We start from the raw sequence: 17,400 nt of genomic DNA on the forward strand, positions 1-17,400 counted from the left end.
CTGGATGCGAGGCACACAGCGCCGAGCGCTTCACCGCTCCGGACCTGCCTCTCCCGCAGTCCTCACCCCACACCTGTTCATGGGAGCGCATCATGTCAGCCACCCCCCGCCTGCTGGTCTACGGAGCCACCGGTTACACCGGCAAGCTCGTCGCCGAGCACGCCAAGGAGTCCGGCCTCGACGTCGTCGTGGCCGGTCGCAACCAGGAGCGCGTCAAGGCGCTCGGCGAGGAGCTCGGCGTCGAGAGCCGCGCCTTCACAGTCGACGACCCCGCACTCCTGCGCGACGCGCTCGACGGCATCACCGTGCTCCTGAACGTCGCCGGCCCCTTCCACCGCACCGCACGCCCGCTGATGGACGCCTGCATCGACCAGGGGGTGCACTACCTCGACACCACTGCCGAGTACGACGTCTTCGCCACCGCACGCTCCCGTCACGCCGAGGCAGTGGCCGCCGGCGTGATGGTCATGTCCGGCGCCGGCTGGGACGTGGTGCCCAGCGACTGCGTGGCCGCCCACGCCGCGGCACGCGTCGCGGAGCCCGTCGGTCTGCGCCTGGCGCTCAAGCTCCTCAGCGCGACCCCCGAGGAGTCGGAGGGCCTGAACCTCTTCTCCCGAGGGTCCATCGTCAGCGCCACGGAGGGCATCGGTGACCTGGGCGTGCTGGTCCGCAGCGACGGGGACATCGTCGTGCTGCCGGAGCCCAGGGTCGCCGCCTTCGACTTCGGTGACGAGGGGCCGGAGGAGTGCGTATCCGTGTCCATGGGGGACCTGATCACCAGTCACTACGCCACCGGTGTCCCTTCGATCGAGGTGTACGTGCAGGTGGGTCAGCCGCTCCCCATCGACCTGGACCTCTCGGCGCTGCCTGACGGACCGACCGCTCAGGAGCGGGAGGTGGGCCGCAGCAAGGTCGTCGCGGAGGTGACAGGCCGGGACGGCAGCGTGGTCCGTTCCCTGATCGAGACACCGACGGGCTACCGGTTCACCCAGCTGTCGTCCGTGGAGATCGCCCGCCGCGTACTGGCCGGGTCCTTCACGCCCGGCTTCCAGTCGCCGTCCTCCGCCTACGGCCCCGAACTGGCCCTCGCGGTCGGCGATTCGCAGATCAAGGACCTCTAGGGACACCGCGCGGGTGAGGCTGTCACCGCGGGAGCCCGAGCGGAACATAGGTGTGTGGCACCCAGGTAGACAGGTCCTTCCTGGCCGGTCGTCGCGCCACCAGACTGACGGTGTTCGCCCGACGGGTCGAGCGAAACCTCCTGTTGAAAGGCCACTGTCATGTCTGCTGCCACCTCCTCGATCTCGAGCGCCCGACAGATCGAGAACCTCATCGCCCGCTACTCGCACCTCGTCGACGAGGGGAACTTCGCGGAGTTCGGCGCGCTCTTCGAGCACGCGGACTTCGTGTCCGGTGAAGTGAGCCTGCGCGGTGGGAAGACCATCGAGGACCTGATCGGCTCGATGCTCGTCGTGCACGACGACGGGACCCTGCGTACCCGGCACATCACGACGAACATCCTCATCGAGGTGAACGAGGACGACGGCAGCGCCGAAGCGCGGTCGTACTACAACATCCTCCAGGCTGTGCCCGGCCTCCTGCCCCTGCAGATGGTGGCGGGCGGGCGGTACCGCGACCGCTTCGAGCGGCGTGAGGGCACGTGGTCCTTCGCCCGGCGGGAGGTCACCATCGACTTCACCGGCGACACCCGCTACCACCTCAAGGCCCAGCAGGACGCCTGAAGTGCGCCGAGGTGCCCGCTCGCCCCGTGCGCGCCGGTCCCGGGTGCGCTGAGCAGGGCAGGAGTGCGGATGCGCGTGCACGTGCCGGCCATGGTGCCCCCGGGCTCCGCGCGAACCACCGGGAACGCCGAGGGGTCACGGGACAACTCCCTGGGAGAGTTCCTCCGGGCCTGCAGGTCCCGGCTGACTCCCGCGGATGTCGGCCTCGGTACCGGTGGCCGTCGCCGTCGGGTGGAAGGACTGCGCCGGCAGGAGGTGGCTGTCCTGGCGCACGTCAGCGCCGACTACTACAGCCGTCTCGAGCAGGGCCGGGAGCGAAACCCCTCGCCCCGGATCACCGAATCCCTCTCCCGAGCCCTGCGGTTGGTCCCGGAGTCGCGAAGCCGGCTGTTCCGTCTCGCCGGACTCAACCCGAACCTTCGTCCCGACACCGCCCGTAGGCAGGTGCACCCAGAACTACTGCACACAATGGAGGCGTCTCACCGGGCAGCGGCCTACGTGCTGAGCCCCTGCCTCGACATCATGGCGGCCAACGCGCACGCCCGGGCACTGCTGTCTCCCTTGTGCGGCCCCGGTGCTGCCGACGACGCGGACGCCGTCGGCCCCGATCAGAACCTTCTCCGGATCCTCTTCACACACCCCGGGGCGCGGAGCTACTTCACCGAATGGCCGCCGGCCGCCGCCGGCTCGCTGCACACACTGCGTCTCAATGCCCTCCGGCTGCCCCAGAACACCGACATCGCGGACCTGGTCGCCGACCTGTCCGCCGAGTCGGCCGACTTCGCAAGGAGGTGGGACGGCGACGAGACGTTCGGCCTGGACCGCGCGTACAGAAGCGTGGTCCATCCAGCAGCCGGACACATCGAGCTCTCGTACCGCGTCCACGGCGTGGCGGCCGCCCCGGGACAGCACCTGCTGATCGGCGTCCCCGCCCCGGGAAGTCGCAGCGCCGAGGCCTTCACCTACCTCGCGGCCATGGGCGGGCAGCAGCCATGACCACCTACTCGCATTGCGCCGTACAGGCGGCAGAGAAAGAGATCACCATGAACGCACGCGCGCACATCGGAGTCACCGGACTCGCGGTGATGGGCCGCAATCTGGCCCGCAACTTCGCACGCCACGGCTACACGGTCGCCGTCCACAACCGGACCCCGGCGCGTACCCGGACCCTCATGGAGGAGTTCGGTCACGAGGGCACTTTCGTACCGGCCGAGACCGCCCGGGATCTCGTCGATGCCCTGCAGCGCCCCCGCCGCCTCATGATCATGGTGCAGGCGGGCGCCGCCACGGACGCCGTCATCGACGAATTCGCTCCGTTGCTCGAGCCCGGGGACATGATCATCGACGGTGGGAACGCCCACTTCGCCGACACCCGGCGTCGCGAGACAGACCTGCGTGAACGTGGTGTCCACTTCGTCGGAGCAGGTGTCTCCGGCGGTGAGGAGGGCGCTCTGGACGGCCCGTCGATCATGGTCGGCGGTTCGAAGGAGGCCTACGCGGTCCTGGGCCCCATGTTCGAGACCATCAGCGCTTATGTCGACGGGGAGGCCTGCAGCACGCACATCGGATCCGACGGCGCCGGTCACTTCGTGAAGATGGTCCACAACGGCATCGAGTACGCCGACATGCAGCTCATCGCCGAAGCCTACGACCTGCTGCGCCAGGTGGCCCAGTACAGTCCGGCCGAGATCGCCGAGATCTTCCGCACCTGGAACGAGGGGCGGCTGAACTCCTATCTCATCGAGATCACCGCCGAGGTGCTCTCCCACACGGATGCCGGCACCGGGAGGCCGTTCGTCGACGTGGTCGCCGATGCCGCCGGACAGAAAGGCACCGGCCGCTGGACCGTACAGACCGCCCTCGACCTCGCCTCGCCCGTCACCACCATCGCTCAGGCGACCTTCGCACGCGCGGCGTCCGGCCAGTCCGCCCTGCGTACCGCATACCGTCCACTGCCCGGCGGTATGCACATACCGAAGACGCGCTCGGAGGCGGAACGCTTCACGTCGCAGGTCGAGCAGGCGCTGTACGCCTCCAAGGTCATCGCCTACGACCAGGGTTTCACGATGATCCAGGACGCCGCGCTCGCATACGACTGGGACATCGACTTCGGAGCGGTGGCCGGCATCTGGCGAGGCGGCTGCATCATCCGCGCCGCCTTCCTCGATCGCATCCGCACGGCCCACAAGGCCGCCCCCGACCTCGTCAGCCTGCTGGCCGAGCCCGGTTTCGCGGAGGAGATCACCGCAGCCCAGGTCCCCTGGCGCGAGGTCGTCGCCACCGCCGCCCGACGCGGTGTCCCCGCTCCCGCGTTCGCCGCGGCGCTGTCGTACTACGACACACTGCGGGCCGACCGGCTGCCCGCCGCACTGCTGCAGGGCCAGCGGGACTATTTCGGCGCTCACACCTACCGGCGTATCGACCGGCAGGGCGCCTTCCACACGCACTGGGCGCACCCCGACCGCCCTGAGACGGACGCCTGATCCGCGCAGACCGTCGGATCCACGATCACCGACGGTCTGCCTGGGTGTGGCGCACCCACCCTGACACAGCCTCCCCCTTCGGAGCGCTGTCGACGAGTGTGGGGTCCACACCCCCCGGGCGACCTCTTCGTCCGGATCGCAGTTCCGAGACTTCGAACACGCAGAAGGAACACCATGTCACTCACCTCGTACCGCACCCTCGGCCGCTCCGGGCTCCGCGTGAGCCCTCTCGCCTTCGGCGCGATGAACTTCGATGACGGCAGCTGGGGATCCGGCCCCGAGACCTCGTTCGGGCTGCTGGACCACTACCTCGACGCCGGTGGCAACTTCGTGGACACCGCCAACATGTACAACGGCGGCGCCTCGGAGGAGACCCTGGGCCGCTACTTCGCCCAGCGTCCCGGCCGCCGTGACCGCGTCGTCCTGGCGACGAAGTTCGGCGGCAGCATGGCGGCGGACGATCCCAACTCCGGCGGTGCCGGCCGCAAGGCGATCCGCGCGCAACTGGACGCGTCTCTGCGTCGGTTGAACACCGACTACATCGACCTCTACTGGATGCACCAGTGGGACCGGCACACTCCCGTCGAGGAGACCCTTTCCACCCTCACCGATCTGGTCCGCGCGGGCAAGATCCACGCCATCGGCCTGTCCAACGCGCCCGCCTGGTGGGTCGCCGAGGCCGCCACCACCGCCCGGCTGCGGGAATGGGAGCCCGTCGCCGCACTCCAGGTCGAGTACTCCCTGCTCGCCCGCGGTGTCGAGGGCGAGACCTTCGGAGCCGCCCGCCGCTTCGGGCTCGGCATCACACCGTGGAGTCCGCTGGCCAGCGGCGTCCTGTCCGGCAAGTACTCGCGCACCGCCACCGAGGTGGCCGGTTCCGGGCGCACCGCGTACGCCGCCTCCTACTTGAGCGAACCGACCTTCGTCCTCCTCGACGCCCTGCAGGAGATCGCCGACGGCCTCGGAACGACTGTGGCAGCGGTGGCACTCGCCTGGGTCCGGCAGCGCTCCGAGGTGACGTCCACGCTCGTCGGGGCCCGGACACGGGAACAACTGGCCGCCAATCTCGCCTCGCTCGACGTCACGCTCACCGACACACAGATCACAGAGCTCGACACCCTCACGGCGCCGAGCCTCGACTACCCGCACAACATGATCGAGTCGATGGTCGGTTTCCAGCAGGGAGACACCACGATCAACGGCCGGTCCGCCAAGGCCTTCGTCCGCTGACCCCCGGCCGCACCACGACGTGACCAGAACGGAACGCACCATGACCGAGACGCTGGAAATCACCACACTGCGCCCAGCCCCGGGCCACACCGCCGATGACTTCGTGAAGGCGAACGCGGACATCGACGCCTACCTCGCACGGCAGCCCGGCTTCGTGTGGCGGCGCATCGTCGAGACCGATGACGGGCGCGTCATCGACATCGTCGCCTACGACAGCCTGCCGCACGCACGAGCCGGTGCCGCCGGCATCACCGGCGAGATGGCGGACTCCCCCGTCCACGCCACGATCGACCACGACAGCGTGGACTGGCAGCTCACCACCGCGCTGCACCACCTCACGTGACGGAGGGACCAGCATGCCGTTCGCCGACGAACTCATCAGCCGCCACACCGTGCAGAGCCTCACACAGGCCATCCGGACCGCGGCTCCGGACGCCGACCTCACGGCACTGCGCGCGGCGGTTCGACAGATCGGCCCACTGCCTCTGCGGCAGCGCGCCGACCTGCTGCGTGACGCACTGCTGACGGACGTACCGGGCGACTACGCCACACTCGCCCACACCGTACGCACCGCCCGTGACAAGGCTCCGGACTTCACGGGATGGCTGATCTGGCCGGTCACCGGCGCGGTCGCCACCCGTGCCGTCCAGGAGGACGGGACCGCCGCCTTCGACGACGCGATGGCGCTGCTCGCGAGCCTCACCGGGCGCCTCTCCTCCGAGTTCGCGATCAGGACACTGCTGCGACACGATCTCGACCGTGCCCTCGGCACCATCGTCGGCGCGTGGGCCGGATCGGCCGACGTCGACGTGCGCCGGCTCGCCTCCGAAGGCACCCGTCCCTACCTGCCCTGGGCGGTACGGGTCCCGCAGATCCTGGCCCGTCCGGGGGCGACCGTGCCCGTTCTGGACGCCCTCTACCGGGACGAGAGCGAATACGTACGCCGCTCGGTCGCCAACCACCTCAACGACCTCAGCCGCGACCACCCCGACCTCGTCGTCGACACGGCACGCCGCTGGCTGGGCACCCCCACCGCCACCACCGAACGCCTGGTGCGGCACGGGCTGCGCACGCTCATCAAGCGCGGCCACCCCGGGGCGCTGGAAGTGCTCGGCTACGCCCCCGCGGTCCTGGACATCGGCGGGCCGCGACTGGACCGGGACAGCGTCCCTCTCGGCGGGAGGATCCGGTTCACCGCGTCGATTCGCAACACGGGTGATTCCCCGGCGCGGCTCGCGGTCGACTACATCGTGCACCACCGCAAGGCGAACGGAACCCGGACCGGCAAGACCTTCAAACTCACCACCCGCACCCTCGCACCGGACGAGCGGATCGAGGTGACGCGGGAGCACTCGTTCCGGCCGATCACGACACGCCGCTACTACCCCGGGACGCACGCGATCTCCCTGCAGATCAACGGAATCGAGTCCGACCGGACCGAATTCGAACTGACCCCCACGGACACACCGTGACGCGTGGCACGGAGGGAAGCCGGGCAGCTTCCGGGCCGCGGCCGGCGATCACTGTCCACGTGCGCCGCCCTGTCGGTCACACGCATCACCCGTCTGCCGACAGACCGCATCACCACCTGGCAGACGGGGAACAAAGCCGTGCGCATCTGCCTCTGGCATCGCGACGGTACGAACCACTCCCGAAAGGACACCCAGATGAACGAGACGCCGATGCCCGATGACAAGACCGGGCTCGTCGAGGCCGACGACAGGGCGCTGAAGGTGCGAGCCCAGTACGAGCAGATCGAACAGCGCGTACTGGGCCGGACCTGGACCCTGCCGGAACTCGCGCTCGGCTTCACCAACGACGCCGCCTACGTGGGGCGTCTGGTGCTCGCCGCCGAGCGCACCTGGGACATCGACGGTGACGTGGACGCCGAACTGCGGCACAAACTGGCCGAATGCCTGTGGTGGGTCTTCGTGCTGGCCGACCGACTCGACGTCGACATGCCGGAAGCCTACGAAGCCACTATGGACCGCATCGGTGACGGCCTGCGGCGGACCCTGCAGAGCATGCCCAAGGGCTGACACACAGATGTTCGGCGTCGGCCCACGAGGGGCGTGCGGACAGCAGACCGACCAGACGCAACAGGCGGGCAGAGGTGCTGATCACAGGCGAGAGTCTCCTCCAGAACCAGGACTGAAGCTGTCCTGGTCTCCCCGTAGCGTCTTCGTCATGACCACAGAACACGTTTCCGCACATGAACTCGGCCGGCCGCAGCACCGGATCTGGAGTGAGATCGAGCCGACGCCTCTGGGTGACTTCGGTAACCGGATCATGATCAAAGCGCTGACCGCCGACAAGGCACAGGTGCTGCACGTGGCGATCGCCGCGGACACGGTAATCCCCGGTCCCGCGGATCCGAGCGAGCAAGAAGTGCACCCGATGGAGCAGATCGACGTCATCCTGACCGGTCGCATGGCATACGTCGTCGACGGAAAGCAGCTTGTCCTGGGACCGGGCGAGGCACTTGGCATCCCGGGTGGAGTGCCCCATTCCGCGGTCGCCCTCGAGGACACCACCATGATCGAGGTCTTCACACCGATCCCGGACTTCCCCACCGGCGAAGTGCGCACACCGTGAGCACGGTGTCGCACGGATACACATGCGCGAGCTGAAACGGAACATGTGGACAACGGGACAGGAACGTGAGCGTCCGGCGGCCTCGGGATACACCCGACGCCACCGGACGACAGTCAACATCCTCCGGGGCCGGCCCCGCCAGCAAGGAGTCCTCTGAATGAGCGCCCACACCGATACCCGTCCTGCGATCCGCTACCTGGCCGTCACCTTCGACTGTTCCGACCCCGCCGAGCTGTCCCGCTTCTACAGTGAGGCCCTCAACCTGCCCGTCACTCTTTCCACTGACGACTTCGTGCTGCTGGCCCGTGAGGGTTCACCCGGGCTGGGCTTCTACCGCGTGGACGACTACCGACCTCCCAGCTGGCCGGGTCCCTCGGTACCGAAGCAGGCTCATCTGGAACTCGGGGTGGACGACCTGGACGTGGCCCTGGCCCGGCTCATCGCCCTGGGAGCCGTCGAAGCGGAGGTGCAACCGCTTCCTGACCGGCGGCGAATCCTTCTGGACCCTGCGGGTCACCCTTTCTGCATCACTCTGTGAGGCAACGCCCACTCTCGGGCAGGGGCGCCGCCCATGCGTCTTGCAGACCCATGTCGGGCTCCATGGTCCGCGTGTTGTCGCTCCTCGTGAGCGCCTCGGGGCGTCGGTGTGGTGAGCGTGCGGCTGCGCCTCAGCTGTGCTGACCGACGGGGATGTAGTTGGCGTACGCCTCGATGCGGGTGATCAGGCCGACGCCGTCGAAGTCGAAGTGGACCGCGGCGTGCACCTCCCCACGCCTGCCGTCGTTCGCCGTGACGTGTACGACGTGCTGCTGGAGGACTTCACCCGGCTGGGAGAGCTGGCGGAGTATGACGTAGCGGATCGATTCGTAGGAGCCGATCTGCCGTCTCAACCCCTCGAAGTACTCCTCGAGCGTCTCATCGCCCTTGCCGTCGTTGTGCCAGACGGTGGCCGACTCGGAGCACAGCGCACGCGCGGTCTCCCAGTCGGACTTCTCCAGTGCGCGGAGGTAGGTGATGACCTTGTCTTTGAGGTTCTGGCTCATGGAAGTCCCTTTTCTGATGGAAGCTGCGGGGCGCCGACAGAGCAGGCTGCGGGTCCGGTCCGACCGGACGCTCAGTGCGGCCGACGTGGGGAGCGGCGACCTGAGCCGGTGGCCGATTCCCTCGCCTCTCGGGGCGTCGGTCTCTCCATGACGATGACCGGGCGCCGCCCGGGGTTCAGGCGGGCGGCGGGCCGTCGTGGTTCACGATCCCGTACTCCGACGCGAGGTCGGTGTGCTCGGAGTCTGCACGCGCGTCGGCGGGTCCGACCGTGTGGAAGAGCCCCTCGACGGCTCCGGGGTTGTTGATGACGAGGACCTCCGCGGTCGGTGTGATCGTCTGAAAAGTGTGCGGGACCAGCCGGGACACGTAGATGTAGGCCCCTGCTTCGGCGTCGTGCACCTCGCACTCGTCCAGCGAGGTCGACCCGACCCAGAACCGGACGCGGCCGGACAGGACCACCCAGCTCTCGTCCTCCCGGCTGTGGGTGTGCAAGGGCGGCGCATCCTCGCGGCCGACGGTGAGACGCATGACGCTGACCGCCCCGCTCGTCTCGGCGTTGGTCGCCACCTGCTCGATGACGTTGTCGTAGTAGGGGAAGTCCTGGCCGTCGCCTGGGTTTCGTACGAGGGCGATGCTCATGTCGCTGTCTCCTTCCGACGAGCGGCGGCAATGAGGCGGCCGGTTCGTCGAAGCCGATGTGGTTGGCGCCGCACGGGCGGAATGCGGCGGTGCGGTCGTACGGCGGGCATGCCCGTGCGCCATGGTGATGAGGGCACACCGGCGGCACGAGCGCACGGTGATGCTTTGAGGCTGGTCGGTGTCACGGCCGGCCGAGCGGTCGGCTCAGTTCGTCGGCGACTGCGGTGGCTGACGGACCCAGTCGGGGAGGAGGGCGTACAGACGGACAGCGATCTCTTCCGGGTCGCAGTCGGTGTTACCCCCGACGGCGGCAGAGAAGACTCCGTGCACGCCGGAGGCGGTAAATACGTCCTCGACCGAGTTGTGCGGGCCGGATTCCCGCTCGTCGACACCGAGGTCGCGCCGAAGAGCGCGGAGCTGCTCCAGGAGAAGGTCGCCGATCCCCATCAGGCCGCTCGACGACCGCCAGGTCGAAGCCAGCAGGAAAAGGCTTCTGCGCTGCCTGAGGGAGTCGAGCATGGCGTTCAGCGTCGCCACTGCCACGGCGGTCGGGTCCGCGCCCATCTGCCGATCGCTGATGTTCAGGACGTGGAGGGAGCGGAAATCGTCCGCGATCACGTATACGGCCGCCTCTTCGACGGAGTCGAAGTGGTTGTAGAAGGTGGCGCGGTGGATGCCGGCGGCTTCCGCCAGGGCGGAGACCGAGGGGCACGACTGTGTCCGCTGCATGAGGTCGGCCAGCGCGTCCGCGATCGCCCGTCGCGAACGCGTGAAGCGTGGGTCCGCGTCATTTGCCGGGGGCTGATCACTCACCATGGAAGCACCCTACTTCGCGGGTGATCGCAGCGCTTCACCTCCTTGGCCCCGGGGCCGCCGTCGCCGACCGGCCCTCGGCGGGTACGCCGAGGGAGCCTCGCAGGCGCCGACGAGGAGACCCGGGCTTCGCCTCCGTGCGGCGCGCGGCCGGCAGGGCGGCACGGGAAGGTCCGAGCCTCTGCCGACTCCGGCGACGGCCGTTATTCGAGCACGCTGATTCATGTCTGACATGTCGCTCCTTCGGCCGGGTTCGCTCTCGACGTTACCACTATTCGACACCTGTCGCTTAGTGGTCTACCGTGGATCGCGTACCGGCCCGTCAAGTAAGGAAGCGTCATGTCGACAACAGGCAGCAGCACCTCCACCGCGGCAATCGCGGACAAGTTCGCCGTGGTGGAGACCATCTACCGATACGCAGCCGGCCTCGATCTGCGTGACAAGGACCTCCTCTCGTCCGCGTTCACAGACGATGCCGTAGCCGATTTCGGTCCGGCCACGAAGAAGGCCGGCCAGGAGTACCCGCCGGTCGAAGGCCGCGAGACCATCGCCGCAGCCCTGTTGGCCTCGCTCGGTCACCTGGACACCACGCACTCCGTGAGCAACCCGCGCGTGAGCCTCGACGGCGACAGGGCGAAGCTCGAAGCGATCGTGGCGTGCCAGCATCTGCCCCGAGAGGACCACTCCCGCCACGTCCTCATGACCAACCGCTACGACGTCGAACTGGTCAGGAGCGGCGACGTCTGGCTCATCCAGCACGTCACCGTCGACAACGCCTGGACCCAAGGAGACCCCACCGTCCTCGCCGGCATCTAGGGGCTGCCCGGCGACGGCCACACCCAGCAGAGCGGGGCTGGGTTGCCTCCAACTCGGGCAGCGCGGGACCGAGTCGGCCGACGGTGAGGCGCAGCGCCTCAAGCTTGCCGAGCCGGGGGCGTCGCGGAAGGCCCCACGGCGGCACCTGCGGGTGGTGAACCGGACGTCCCAGCGGGCTCGTCGACTCCGGTCAGGTGGCGCAGTCGTACTGCTTGGTCAGGTTCTCCACGGCATCGAGGACCACGGTCCGCGAGTCCCTCGTCAGCGACGGGTAGTCCCAGTCCCGTCCGGTGACGGCGACGGGCGAGACCTTCAGTGAGACCGTGATGTACCGCGCGTCGGGCCTCCGCATCTTCTTCTCGCACCCGCCCGGCAGCTGGACCTCGCTCTGCCGGGGTCCCACCCAACCTGTGCGGCCGTTCCCGACAGGGGTGGCGCCCTTCGGGCGGTCGTTCAGCGTGCTGGTGGACCTGACGTCCAGGGTGTACTGGAGCCGCGAGCCGTCCTCGTCGTCGGCGTTCTTCCGATTCACGGAGCAGATGGTGGAGAAGATTGGGTCCGCCGGCTCGGCTGCGGATCCCGAGCTGTTCGGAATGAACTCGTCGACCACGACGTCTCCGCCCTTGCCGTCCTGGAGGAGACCCGCGGTCTGTTCCGTCAGCATGCCGAGACACAGATTCTGCTCGCGCAGTCTCCTGAGCTCCGTGGGCCGGAGTTCGACCGCTGCGACGACCGCTGCCGCGAGAACGAGCACGGCCGGCAGAGCCAGGTACTTCTTGTTCATGGCTACGGCTGTCCCCTCTTCTTCCGCGCGTCCTCGATGCCGTGCCGGTACCGGTTCTCGGCAGTGGAAGGCGACCGCCAAGGTACCTGTGTGATCAGACGATCCGCCAACCACGGGTCTTGGGCGGTCTCCTGCGAAGGCCCCGAGGCTCCGGCGGACGCCGAGTGCCCGGACCCGCGGGTCCGGGCACTCGGCCGATGTGCGCTCGGGTGTGGTGCCTTCCCCCGGCGGTCCTCCTGTCGTGACAGGTCCGGGGGCCCGGTTCTCGTTACCTGTTCAGCCAGTCGGTCGGGATCGCGGCCGGGCCCGTGAGGACCTGGAGTTCCGTTCCGTCGGCCGCGTCGACGACATGGGTGCTGCGGGTCTGGTCGACGTCGTTCATGGCGGAGAAGGCTATGCGGGTGCCGTCGGGAGAGTAGACCGGGCCTTGGACGCTGCTGAGGGGGGTCGCCCAGCTGCTCTGCAGCTCGGTGACCGCGCCGGTCGCCACGTCGACCGTGTTCAGGCCGGTCCCGGTGCCATAGACGATGCGCTGCCCGTCGGGGGACCAGTCGACGGACGTGGACACGGCGTCGCGAGACGCGCTGACCTGGCGCGCCTGCCGGGTGGCGGTGTCCATGGCCCAGACGTCCTTGCCGTACTCCCAGCCGTCGGGGGTCTCGTACGCGGTGGTTCTCACGAAGGCGATGGTCCGGCCGTCGGGCGAGAAGGTGCCGGCGCCGCCGGTGGTGGTGAGCACCTCCTGCCCCGTGCCGTCGCTCTTGATCCACTCCAGACCGCGCGGGCTGTCGTAGACGATCCGCTTGCCGTCCGGCGACCAGTCGGGGTGCCCGACGTACGGGGCCTCGTTGGTTTCGGGTGCGATGCCTTCGACCAGAACGCGCCGGCCGCTGCCGTCGCTTTCGGCGACCACCAGGTTCCGGGCGTAGACGCAGCCCTCGGTCCGGGGGAGGCAGGTGCTGCCGCGCTGGATGTAGGCCGCGGTCGCCCCCTTCGGGGAGAGGACGCCGTCCTCGGCGTCCTGCGCGAAGGTCCGGACGACGTCGCCGTTCGCGGGGTCGAGCGAGACCAGAGCCGGAGAGCCGGAGGAGTAGTCGGTGGCGGTGATCCAGGTTGCCGCCGTCCCCTGCTCCGCCGCGGCGGTCGCTGTTGTCGTCAGACCGGCGGCGACGGCGATGGCCACGGTCAGTACGGCGCGTTTGATGAGCACGTGTGTCCTCCCAGGGAAACCGGAGCTTCCGGCCCCAGTACATGAGCGCCGACGGACCGGGAAACATCACCGGGCGGCGGCACGCACCGGCAGACCTGACGGCCGGATGGGGAGTACAGCCGGCAAGGGCGTCGAGGCGGACGCGCCGTCTGTGACGTTTCTGTGCGTCAGAACGCTTAAGAAGGGGGGAGATTGCCGAACGATCGAAGAGGCACGTGTGGGCAGGGGTGGGGACCGGCGTCAGGCACAGGCGGACGACGTGGAGCTGGGATCGGCCGTGTCACGTGCCCAGCAGGGGGATGACGACGCCTTCGCGGCCGTCTACCGGCTCGTACATCCGGGCCTGCTCGGGTACGTGCGCGGGCTGGTCGGGGCCGATGCCGAGGACGTCGCCTCGGACGCCTGGCTGGAGATCGCGAGGGATCTGAGGCGCTTCCGGGGGGACGGTGCGGGCTTTCGGGGCTGGACGGCGACCATCGCGCGGCACCGGGCGCTGGACCACCTTCGCAAGCAGAAGCGCCGCCCTCGTACGTCACTGATCGAGCAGGACGTCCTCGATCTGCCCGGGCGGGCGGACACGGCGGACGAGGCGCTGGAGTCGGTGTCCACGCAGTGGGCCCTCGCGCAGATCGTACGGTTGCCGCAGGACCAGGCGGAGGCGGTGCTGTTGCGCGTGGTGGTGGCGCTGGACGGGCCGGCGGCCGCACGGGTACTGGGTAAGCGGCCGGGTGCCGTGCGGACGGCCGCCTACCGCGGACTGAGGCGGCTGACCGATCAGTTGGCCTCCGGAAGCCGAGCGGCGGACACCGTGCCCGCGGCGACGGCCGCACTGAGGAACGAGACATGAGGCGCAAGACGGAGAACAGTGAGGCGGAGCTCTTCGCGCCGGAGGCCGAGGCGCTCGCGGAAGCCGTGCGAGGCAGGGTGGAACCGGAGGGCGCCGAACGTGCGCTCGCGGCGTTCCGGGAGTTCCGCGCGGCGGAGGGCGCAGGCCCGCAGCGCCCCCGAAGGCGGGACGACTGGCGCCCCTCGCGCCGTTCCCCCGCTTCCGTCTCCCTGAGGGCGGCGCTCGGAGCCGCCCTGGCGACCGTCGCACTCGGCGGTGTCGCGCTCGCGGTCGGCACGGGTGCCCTGTCCGGGCCGTTCGGCGAGGCCGACGACGATGTCCGGAGGCCCCAGTCGCCGCCGGTCGTGGACGCCCCGCGGACTCCCGGCGGTGGCCGGGGCGAGACGGGCCGGCCGTCCTCCGCACCGACGGCGTCGCCCTCGGACCGGGCTCCTGTGCCCAGGAGCCACGCGGCGCTCTGCGCGGCATGGGGCAAGGGGAACGGCAAGCACCTGGGCAAGGCGTTCCGGCGACTGGCCGATGCCGCGGGAGGAGAGGCCGCCGTGCCTTCCTACTGCGCCGCGTCGGCCGGTGCGAGCGGGACGCCGACGTCGTCGACCGGGAATCCGGGCGGGAGGACGGCGCCGGGACAGTCGAAGAAGTCCCCGGCGGCCTCCTCCGTACGAGGCAGGGGCGCGGAGCACGCCCGCGGCGCCGGAGCGGACGAGTAGGACGTCTGCCGACCGGCGCCGGTGCGTGCCGACGACCTCGAGGCCCAGGGTTGTACGAGTGGCTGGAACTCGCTGTATGAGAACCGTCACCTCGTGTACGCGTGATGCTTTCAGGGGGTGTGTCGCTGGGGCAGACATGGACTTTGATTCCGGGGGACCCCACCCCTCGTCGAGACAGATGCGTGCCTACGTCGCGTGCTTCGTCGCCGGACTGCCGGAGCGGAACCGTCTGCCGCTCGACTACTCCATCGCCAGCCTGCGCCTCGTCGACCTGGTCATCGACGGCTTGCGGCGCGACCAGCCCGACCGGAGGCGGGTCGACCCGGTGCTGCGGGGGCTGGGCGCCTACCTCGGCGAGGTCATGGTCCGAAGGGCTGACGGCCGATGGGTGGATTTCGACGCCGAGCAGAGGCTCTTCTTCGGCCAGTCCGTGGGCGTCCGGATGGGCGACGGTCGCGTGTGGAACCCGCTGGGGAAGCCGGTGCGCCGGTTCGAGGCCGGTTCCGAGGAGTCGGTTCAGCGCTTCTACCTGCTGGTGCACGGTCGTGCCCGCCGTGCCGTACCCACCCGCGGCCTGCCCGTGCCCTAGGTTCCGCGAACCGCGCCGTGACGTGGCGTCCGCGGAGGCCACGGAGGCCTCGGGGGAGGGCACTTCACCGCGGCACCTGGTCCGGCCGAACACTTCTGTGGCGGTGGCACGTCGGACGTGCCGACCGCTGACGGCGAGGGGACGACTGACCGTACCGCCCTTCTCGCCGAGGGTGAGAGATGACGGCCGCCTGCTCGTGCACCGCGATCAACTCCCGGACCGGTAAGGGTCCGACATGCTGGAAGGGGCATAGTGGTGGCATCGCTCTCGGAGGTCCGGGCCCTGTTGGGTGAACCCCGGTTCAACTGGTCGGATCCGACCCCGTGGGTCGAGTTGGAGGGGGAACTCGGAATGCGATTCCCCTCGGATTTCCGTGAGATCGTCGACGCCTACGGGTCGATATCGGTCAATGGGCAGCTGTATCTGAAGCATCCCGCCGGCCATCTTCTGCACAGTCTGGGTGTGATGGTCGGAAGGGATCTCGAACTCTGGCGCGAGGAGGACATGGCGGAATTCCTGCCCGCTCCGGTGGGGAGCGGTCCCGGCGAATTGATGCCGGTGGCGACGGCCACGACGGGGGAAGCCGTCTTCCTCCGCGTTCCCGACGACGCCTCGTCACCCTGGCGTGTCGTGGTCCAGGAGTTCGACAGCCCGGCGTGGACTCTGTACGAGATGACGTTCGGTGAGTGGCTGCTGGACTATCTCAGAGGCAGGGACGTGACGTTGTGCTCCCGTGACGTCGCGCCGGACGGCCCGTTCTGGGAGTTCCTCCCGTAGGACCGGACGCGGTGGTGCCTCGTGCCCGAGTGACAGCACCACCGCGTGAAGGCGTACCGGTCATCGGGTTCCCCGGGCCGCGCTCCGTATGCCGGCGGCGGTCCGGCCGAACTCGGCCCCGAGGGCCCGGCTTCGACGTGCGGGGAAGGGGGAGAGAGCCGGACGGCCCCGCGACCATCCGCTCCGGTCACGCCCTCCACACCCTGCCGGCGGCCCCGTCAGGAGACCTCGGTGACACTCGGCATCTCGCCGCCGGTCGTGGAGGGGTCGAACAGCGAGAACACCGCGCCCTGCGGATCCGTCAGCGACGCGAACCGGCCGAACGGGATGGTCATCGGTCCGAACCGGAGCTGAGCACCCAGCGACTTCGCCTTCTCCACCGCCGCGTCGCAGTCGGCGACGCCGAAGTAGACGTTCAGATGGGCCGGCACCTGCGGCGGGAACTCCTCGCCCATCTTCATCCGTCCGAGCACGGGGTCGGCGCCCAGGTCGTAGAGCGAGAAGTCGATCGCGTCGTCGTCCAGGTGCTTCACCCCGTACCCGAAGACGCCCGAGAAGAAGCCGTCCGCCTTCTCCGGTTCCCGGGTGTAGATCTCGGCCCAGGAGAAGGCCCCGGGCACCGCCTGCGCCTCGAACCCCTTGTGGCTGCCCGCCTGCCAGACCCCGAAGGTCGCCCCGCCGGGGTCGGTGGCCAGCACCATCGTCCCGAAGTCGCCGACCCGCATCGGTTCGACGAGCACCTCACCCCCGTGCTCGCGGATCTTCGCGGTGGTGGCGGTGGCGTCCGGCGACGCGAGGTACAGGCACCAGGCGTTGGGCGCCTCCTGGCCAGGCATGGGGGGCGACAGGGCGGCGACCGCCCTGCCGTCCACATGGGCCTGGGTGTAGCCGCCGTACTCCGGCATCGAGTCGCCGTACGTCCAGCCCAGGAGCTCACCGTAGAAACGCTTCGCCCCTTCGAGGTCGCCGAACGTACCGTCGGCCCAGCACGGAGTCCCCTCGGATTCTGCGGCCATGACTCGGACCTTTCTGTACTCGGCGGATGGTCCTCCTTCTCACGCTAGCCAACCCTCGCCCGGGCGGCGCGCCGAAGAGGTCCCGGCCGTCCGGCGAGCGGAGCG

Annotated in this window: 21 protein-coding genes; 15 read left to right on the forward strand and 6 right to left on the reverse strand. The window is 69.3% G+C overall.

The annotated features are described in order from the left end of the window. Positions 1-92 precede the first annotated feature (92 nt). The 10 genes from LWJ43_RS23050 to LWJ43_RS23095 all read left to right on the forward strand — a co-directional run bounded on the left by LWJ43_RS23050 (position 93) and on the right by LWJ43_RS23095 (position 8,588). Positions 93-1,121 (forward strand): saccharopine dehydrogenase family protein, encoded by a 1,029-nt coding sequence (locus LWJ43_RS23050; protein ID WP_277334111.1) that lies wholly within the window; start codon positions 93-95, stop codon positions 1,119-1,121. 159 nt (positions 1,122-1,280) lie between these two features. Further along, a complete protein-coding gene (locus LWJ43_RS23055; RefSeq protein ID WP_277334112.1) occupies positions 1,281-1,742 on the forward strand; it encodes a nuclear transport factor 2 family protein in 462 nt (153 codons plus the stop codon). Between the two features lie 69 nt (positions 1,743-1,811). After that, complete coding sequence (locus LWJ43_RS23060; RefSeq protein ID WP_277334113.1) at positions 1,812-2,738, forward strand: helix-turn-helix transcriptional regulator; 927 nt, start codon at positions 1,812-1,814, stop codon at positions 2,736-2,738. Between the two features lie 47 nt (positions 2,739-2,785). Continuing rightward, positions 2,786-4,225: an NADP-dependent phosphogluconate dehydrogenase gene (gene gndA / locus LWJ43_RS23065; RefSeq protein WP_277334114.1), complete on the forward strand. Its 1,440-nt coding sequence runs from the start codon at positions 2,786-2,788 to the stop codon at positions 4,223-4,225. Positions 4,226-4,399: 174 nt separating this feature from the next. Continuing rightward, positions 4,400-5,455: an aldo/keto reductase gene (locus LWJ43_RS23070; protein WP_277334115.1), complete on the forward strand. Its 1,056-nt coding sequence runs from the start codon at positions 4,400-4,402 to the stop codon at positions 5,453-5,455. Positions 5,456-5,495: 40 nt separating this feature from the next. Then, a complete protein-coding gene (locus tag LWJ43_RS23075) occupies positions 5,496-5,798 on the forward strand; it encodes a hypothetical protein (RefSeq protein WP_277334116.1) in 303 nt (100 codons plus the stop codon). A 13-nt stretch (positions 5,799-5,811) separates the two neighbouring features. Beyond that, positions 5,812-6,927 (forward strand): DNA alkylation repair protein, encoded by a 1,116-nt coding sequence (locus LWJ43_RS23080; protein WP_277334117.1) that lies wholly within the window; start codon positions 5,812-5,814, stop codon positions 6,925-6,927. A 195-nt stretch (positions 6,928-7,122) separates the two neighbouring features. Continuing rightward, a complete protein-coding gene (locus tag LWJ43_RS23085) occupies positions 7,123-7,494 on the forward strand; it encodes a nucleoside triphosphate pyrophosphohydrolase family protein (protein ID WP_277334118.1) in 372 nt (123 codons plus the stop codon). A gap of 148 nt (positions 7,495-7,642) precedes the next feature. Continuing rightward, the gene (locus tag LWJ43_RS23090) at positions 7,643-8,050 is read left to right on the forward strand and encodes a cupin domain-containing protein (RefSeq protein ID WP_277334119.1); all 408 of its coding nucleotides are present in this window, start codon (positions 7,643-7,645) and stop codon (positions 8,048-8,050) included. Between the two features lie 157 nt (positions 8,051-8,207). Next, entirely contained in the window at positions 8,208-8,588 is a 381-nt protein-coding gene (locus tag LWJ43_RS23095) for a VOC family protein (protein WP_277334120.1), read from the forward strand. Between the two features lie 130 nt (positions 8,589-8,718). Here LWJ43_RS23095 and LWJ43_RS23100 read toward each other — a convergent pair whose 3' ends face one another. The 3 genes from LWJ43_RS23100 to LWJ43_RS23110 form a co-directional block, all read right to left on the reverse strand. Beyond that, positions 8,719-9,093: a nuclear transport factor 2 family protein gene (locus LWJ43_RS23100; RefSeq protein WP_277334121.1), complete on the reverse strand. Its 375-nt coding sequence runs from the start codon at positions 9,091-9,093 to the stop codon at positions 8,719-8,721. Between the two features lie 175 nt (positions 9,094-9,268). After that, positions 9,269-9,733, reverse strand: a complete 465-nt coding sequence (locus LWJ43_RS23105) for a cupin domain-containing protein (RefSeq protein WP_202076284.1) — start codon at positions 9,731-9,733, stop codon at positions 9,269-9,271. Between the two features lie 204 nt (positions 9,734-9,937). Further along, the gene (locus LWJ43_RS23110; RefSeq protein ID WP_277334122.1) at positions 9,938-10,549 is read right to left on the reverse strand and encodes a TetR/AcrR family transcriptional regulator; all 612 of its coding nucleotides are present in this window, start codon (positions 10,547-10,549) and stop codon (positions 9,938-9,940) included. Positions 10,550-10,885: 336 nt separating this feature from the next. Between LWJ43_RS23110 and LWJ43_RS23115 the strand changes: the two genes are divergently transcribed. Next, on the forward strand, positions 10,886-11,362 hold the full coding sequence (locus tag LWJ43_RS23115; protein WP_277334123.1) for a nuclear transport factor 2 family protein: 477 nt from the start codon (positions 10,886-10,888) through the stop codon (positions 11,360-11,362). A 190-nt stretch (positions 11,363-11,552) separates the two neighbouring features. Here the strand turns inward: LWJ43_RS23115 and LWJ43_RS23120 are convergent, their stop codons facing one another. Both LWJ43_RS23120 and LWJ43_RS23125 read right to left on the reverse strand, forming a co-directional pair. Next, complete coding sequence (locus tag LWJ43_RS23120) at positions 11,553-12,146, reverse strand: hypothetical protein (RefSeq protein ID WP_277334124.1); 594 nt, start codon at positions 12,144-12,146, stop codon at positions 11,553-11,555. A 268-nt stretch (positions 12,147-12,414) separates the two neighbouring features. Continuing rightward, positions 12,415-13,356 carry a hypothetical protein gene (locus LWJ43_RS23125; protein WP_277334125.1) on the reverse strand — a complete coding sequence of 314 codons (942 nt, stop codon included), beginning with the start codon at positions 13,354-13,356 and terminating at the stop codon, positions 12,415-12,417. 217 nt (positions 13,357-13,573) lie between these two features. Here LWJ43_RS23125 and LWJ43_RS23130 point away from each other — a divergent pair, with 217 nt between their 5' ends. The 4 genes from LWJ43_RS23130 (at position 13,574) to LWJ43_RS23145 (ending at position 16,279) form a co-directional block, all read left to right on the forward strand. Then, positions 13,574-14,203, forward strand: a complete 630-nt coding sequence (locus LWJ43_RS23130) for an RNA polymerase sigma factor (protein WP_277334126.1) — start codon at positions 13,574-13,576, stop codon at positions 14,201-14,203. Beyond that, positions 14,200-14,913, forward strand: a complete 714-nt coding sequence (locus tag LWJ43_RS23135; RefSeq protein ID WP_277334127.1) for a hypothetical protein — start codon at positions 14,200-14,202, stop codon at positions 14,911-14,913. The genes LWJ43_RS23130 and LWJ43_RS23135 overlap by 4 nt, the downstream gene beginning before the upstream one ends. 178 nt (positions 14,914-15,091) lie before the next feature. Then, entirely contained in the window at positions 15,092-15,502 is a 411-nt protein-coding gene (locus LWJ43_RS23140; protein ID WP_277334128.1) for a hypothetical protein, read from the forward strand. A 255-nt stretch (positions 15,503-15,757) separates the two neighbouring features. Beyond that, positions 15,758-16,279, forward strand: a complete 522-nt coding sequence (locus LWJ43_RS23145) for an SMI1/KNR4 family protein (protein WP_277334129.1) — start codon at positions 15,758-15,760, stop codon at positions 16,277-16,279. Positions 16,280-16,497: 218 nt separating this feature from the next. Here LWJ43_RS23145 and LWJ43_RS23150 read toward each other — a convergent pair whose 3' ends face one another. Continuing rightward, positions 16,498-17,295, reverse strand: coding sequence for a VOC family protein (locus tag LWJ43_RS23150; RefSeq protein ID WP_277334130.1), 798 nt, complete (start codon positions 17,293-17,295; stop codon positions 16,498-16,500). Positions 17,296-17,400: the final 105 nt, after the last annotated feature.

The organism is Streptomyces sp. JH34, from assembly GCF_029428875.1.
Lineage (GTDB): Bacteria > Actinomycetota > Actinomycetes > Streptomycetales > Streptomycetaceae > Streptomyces.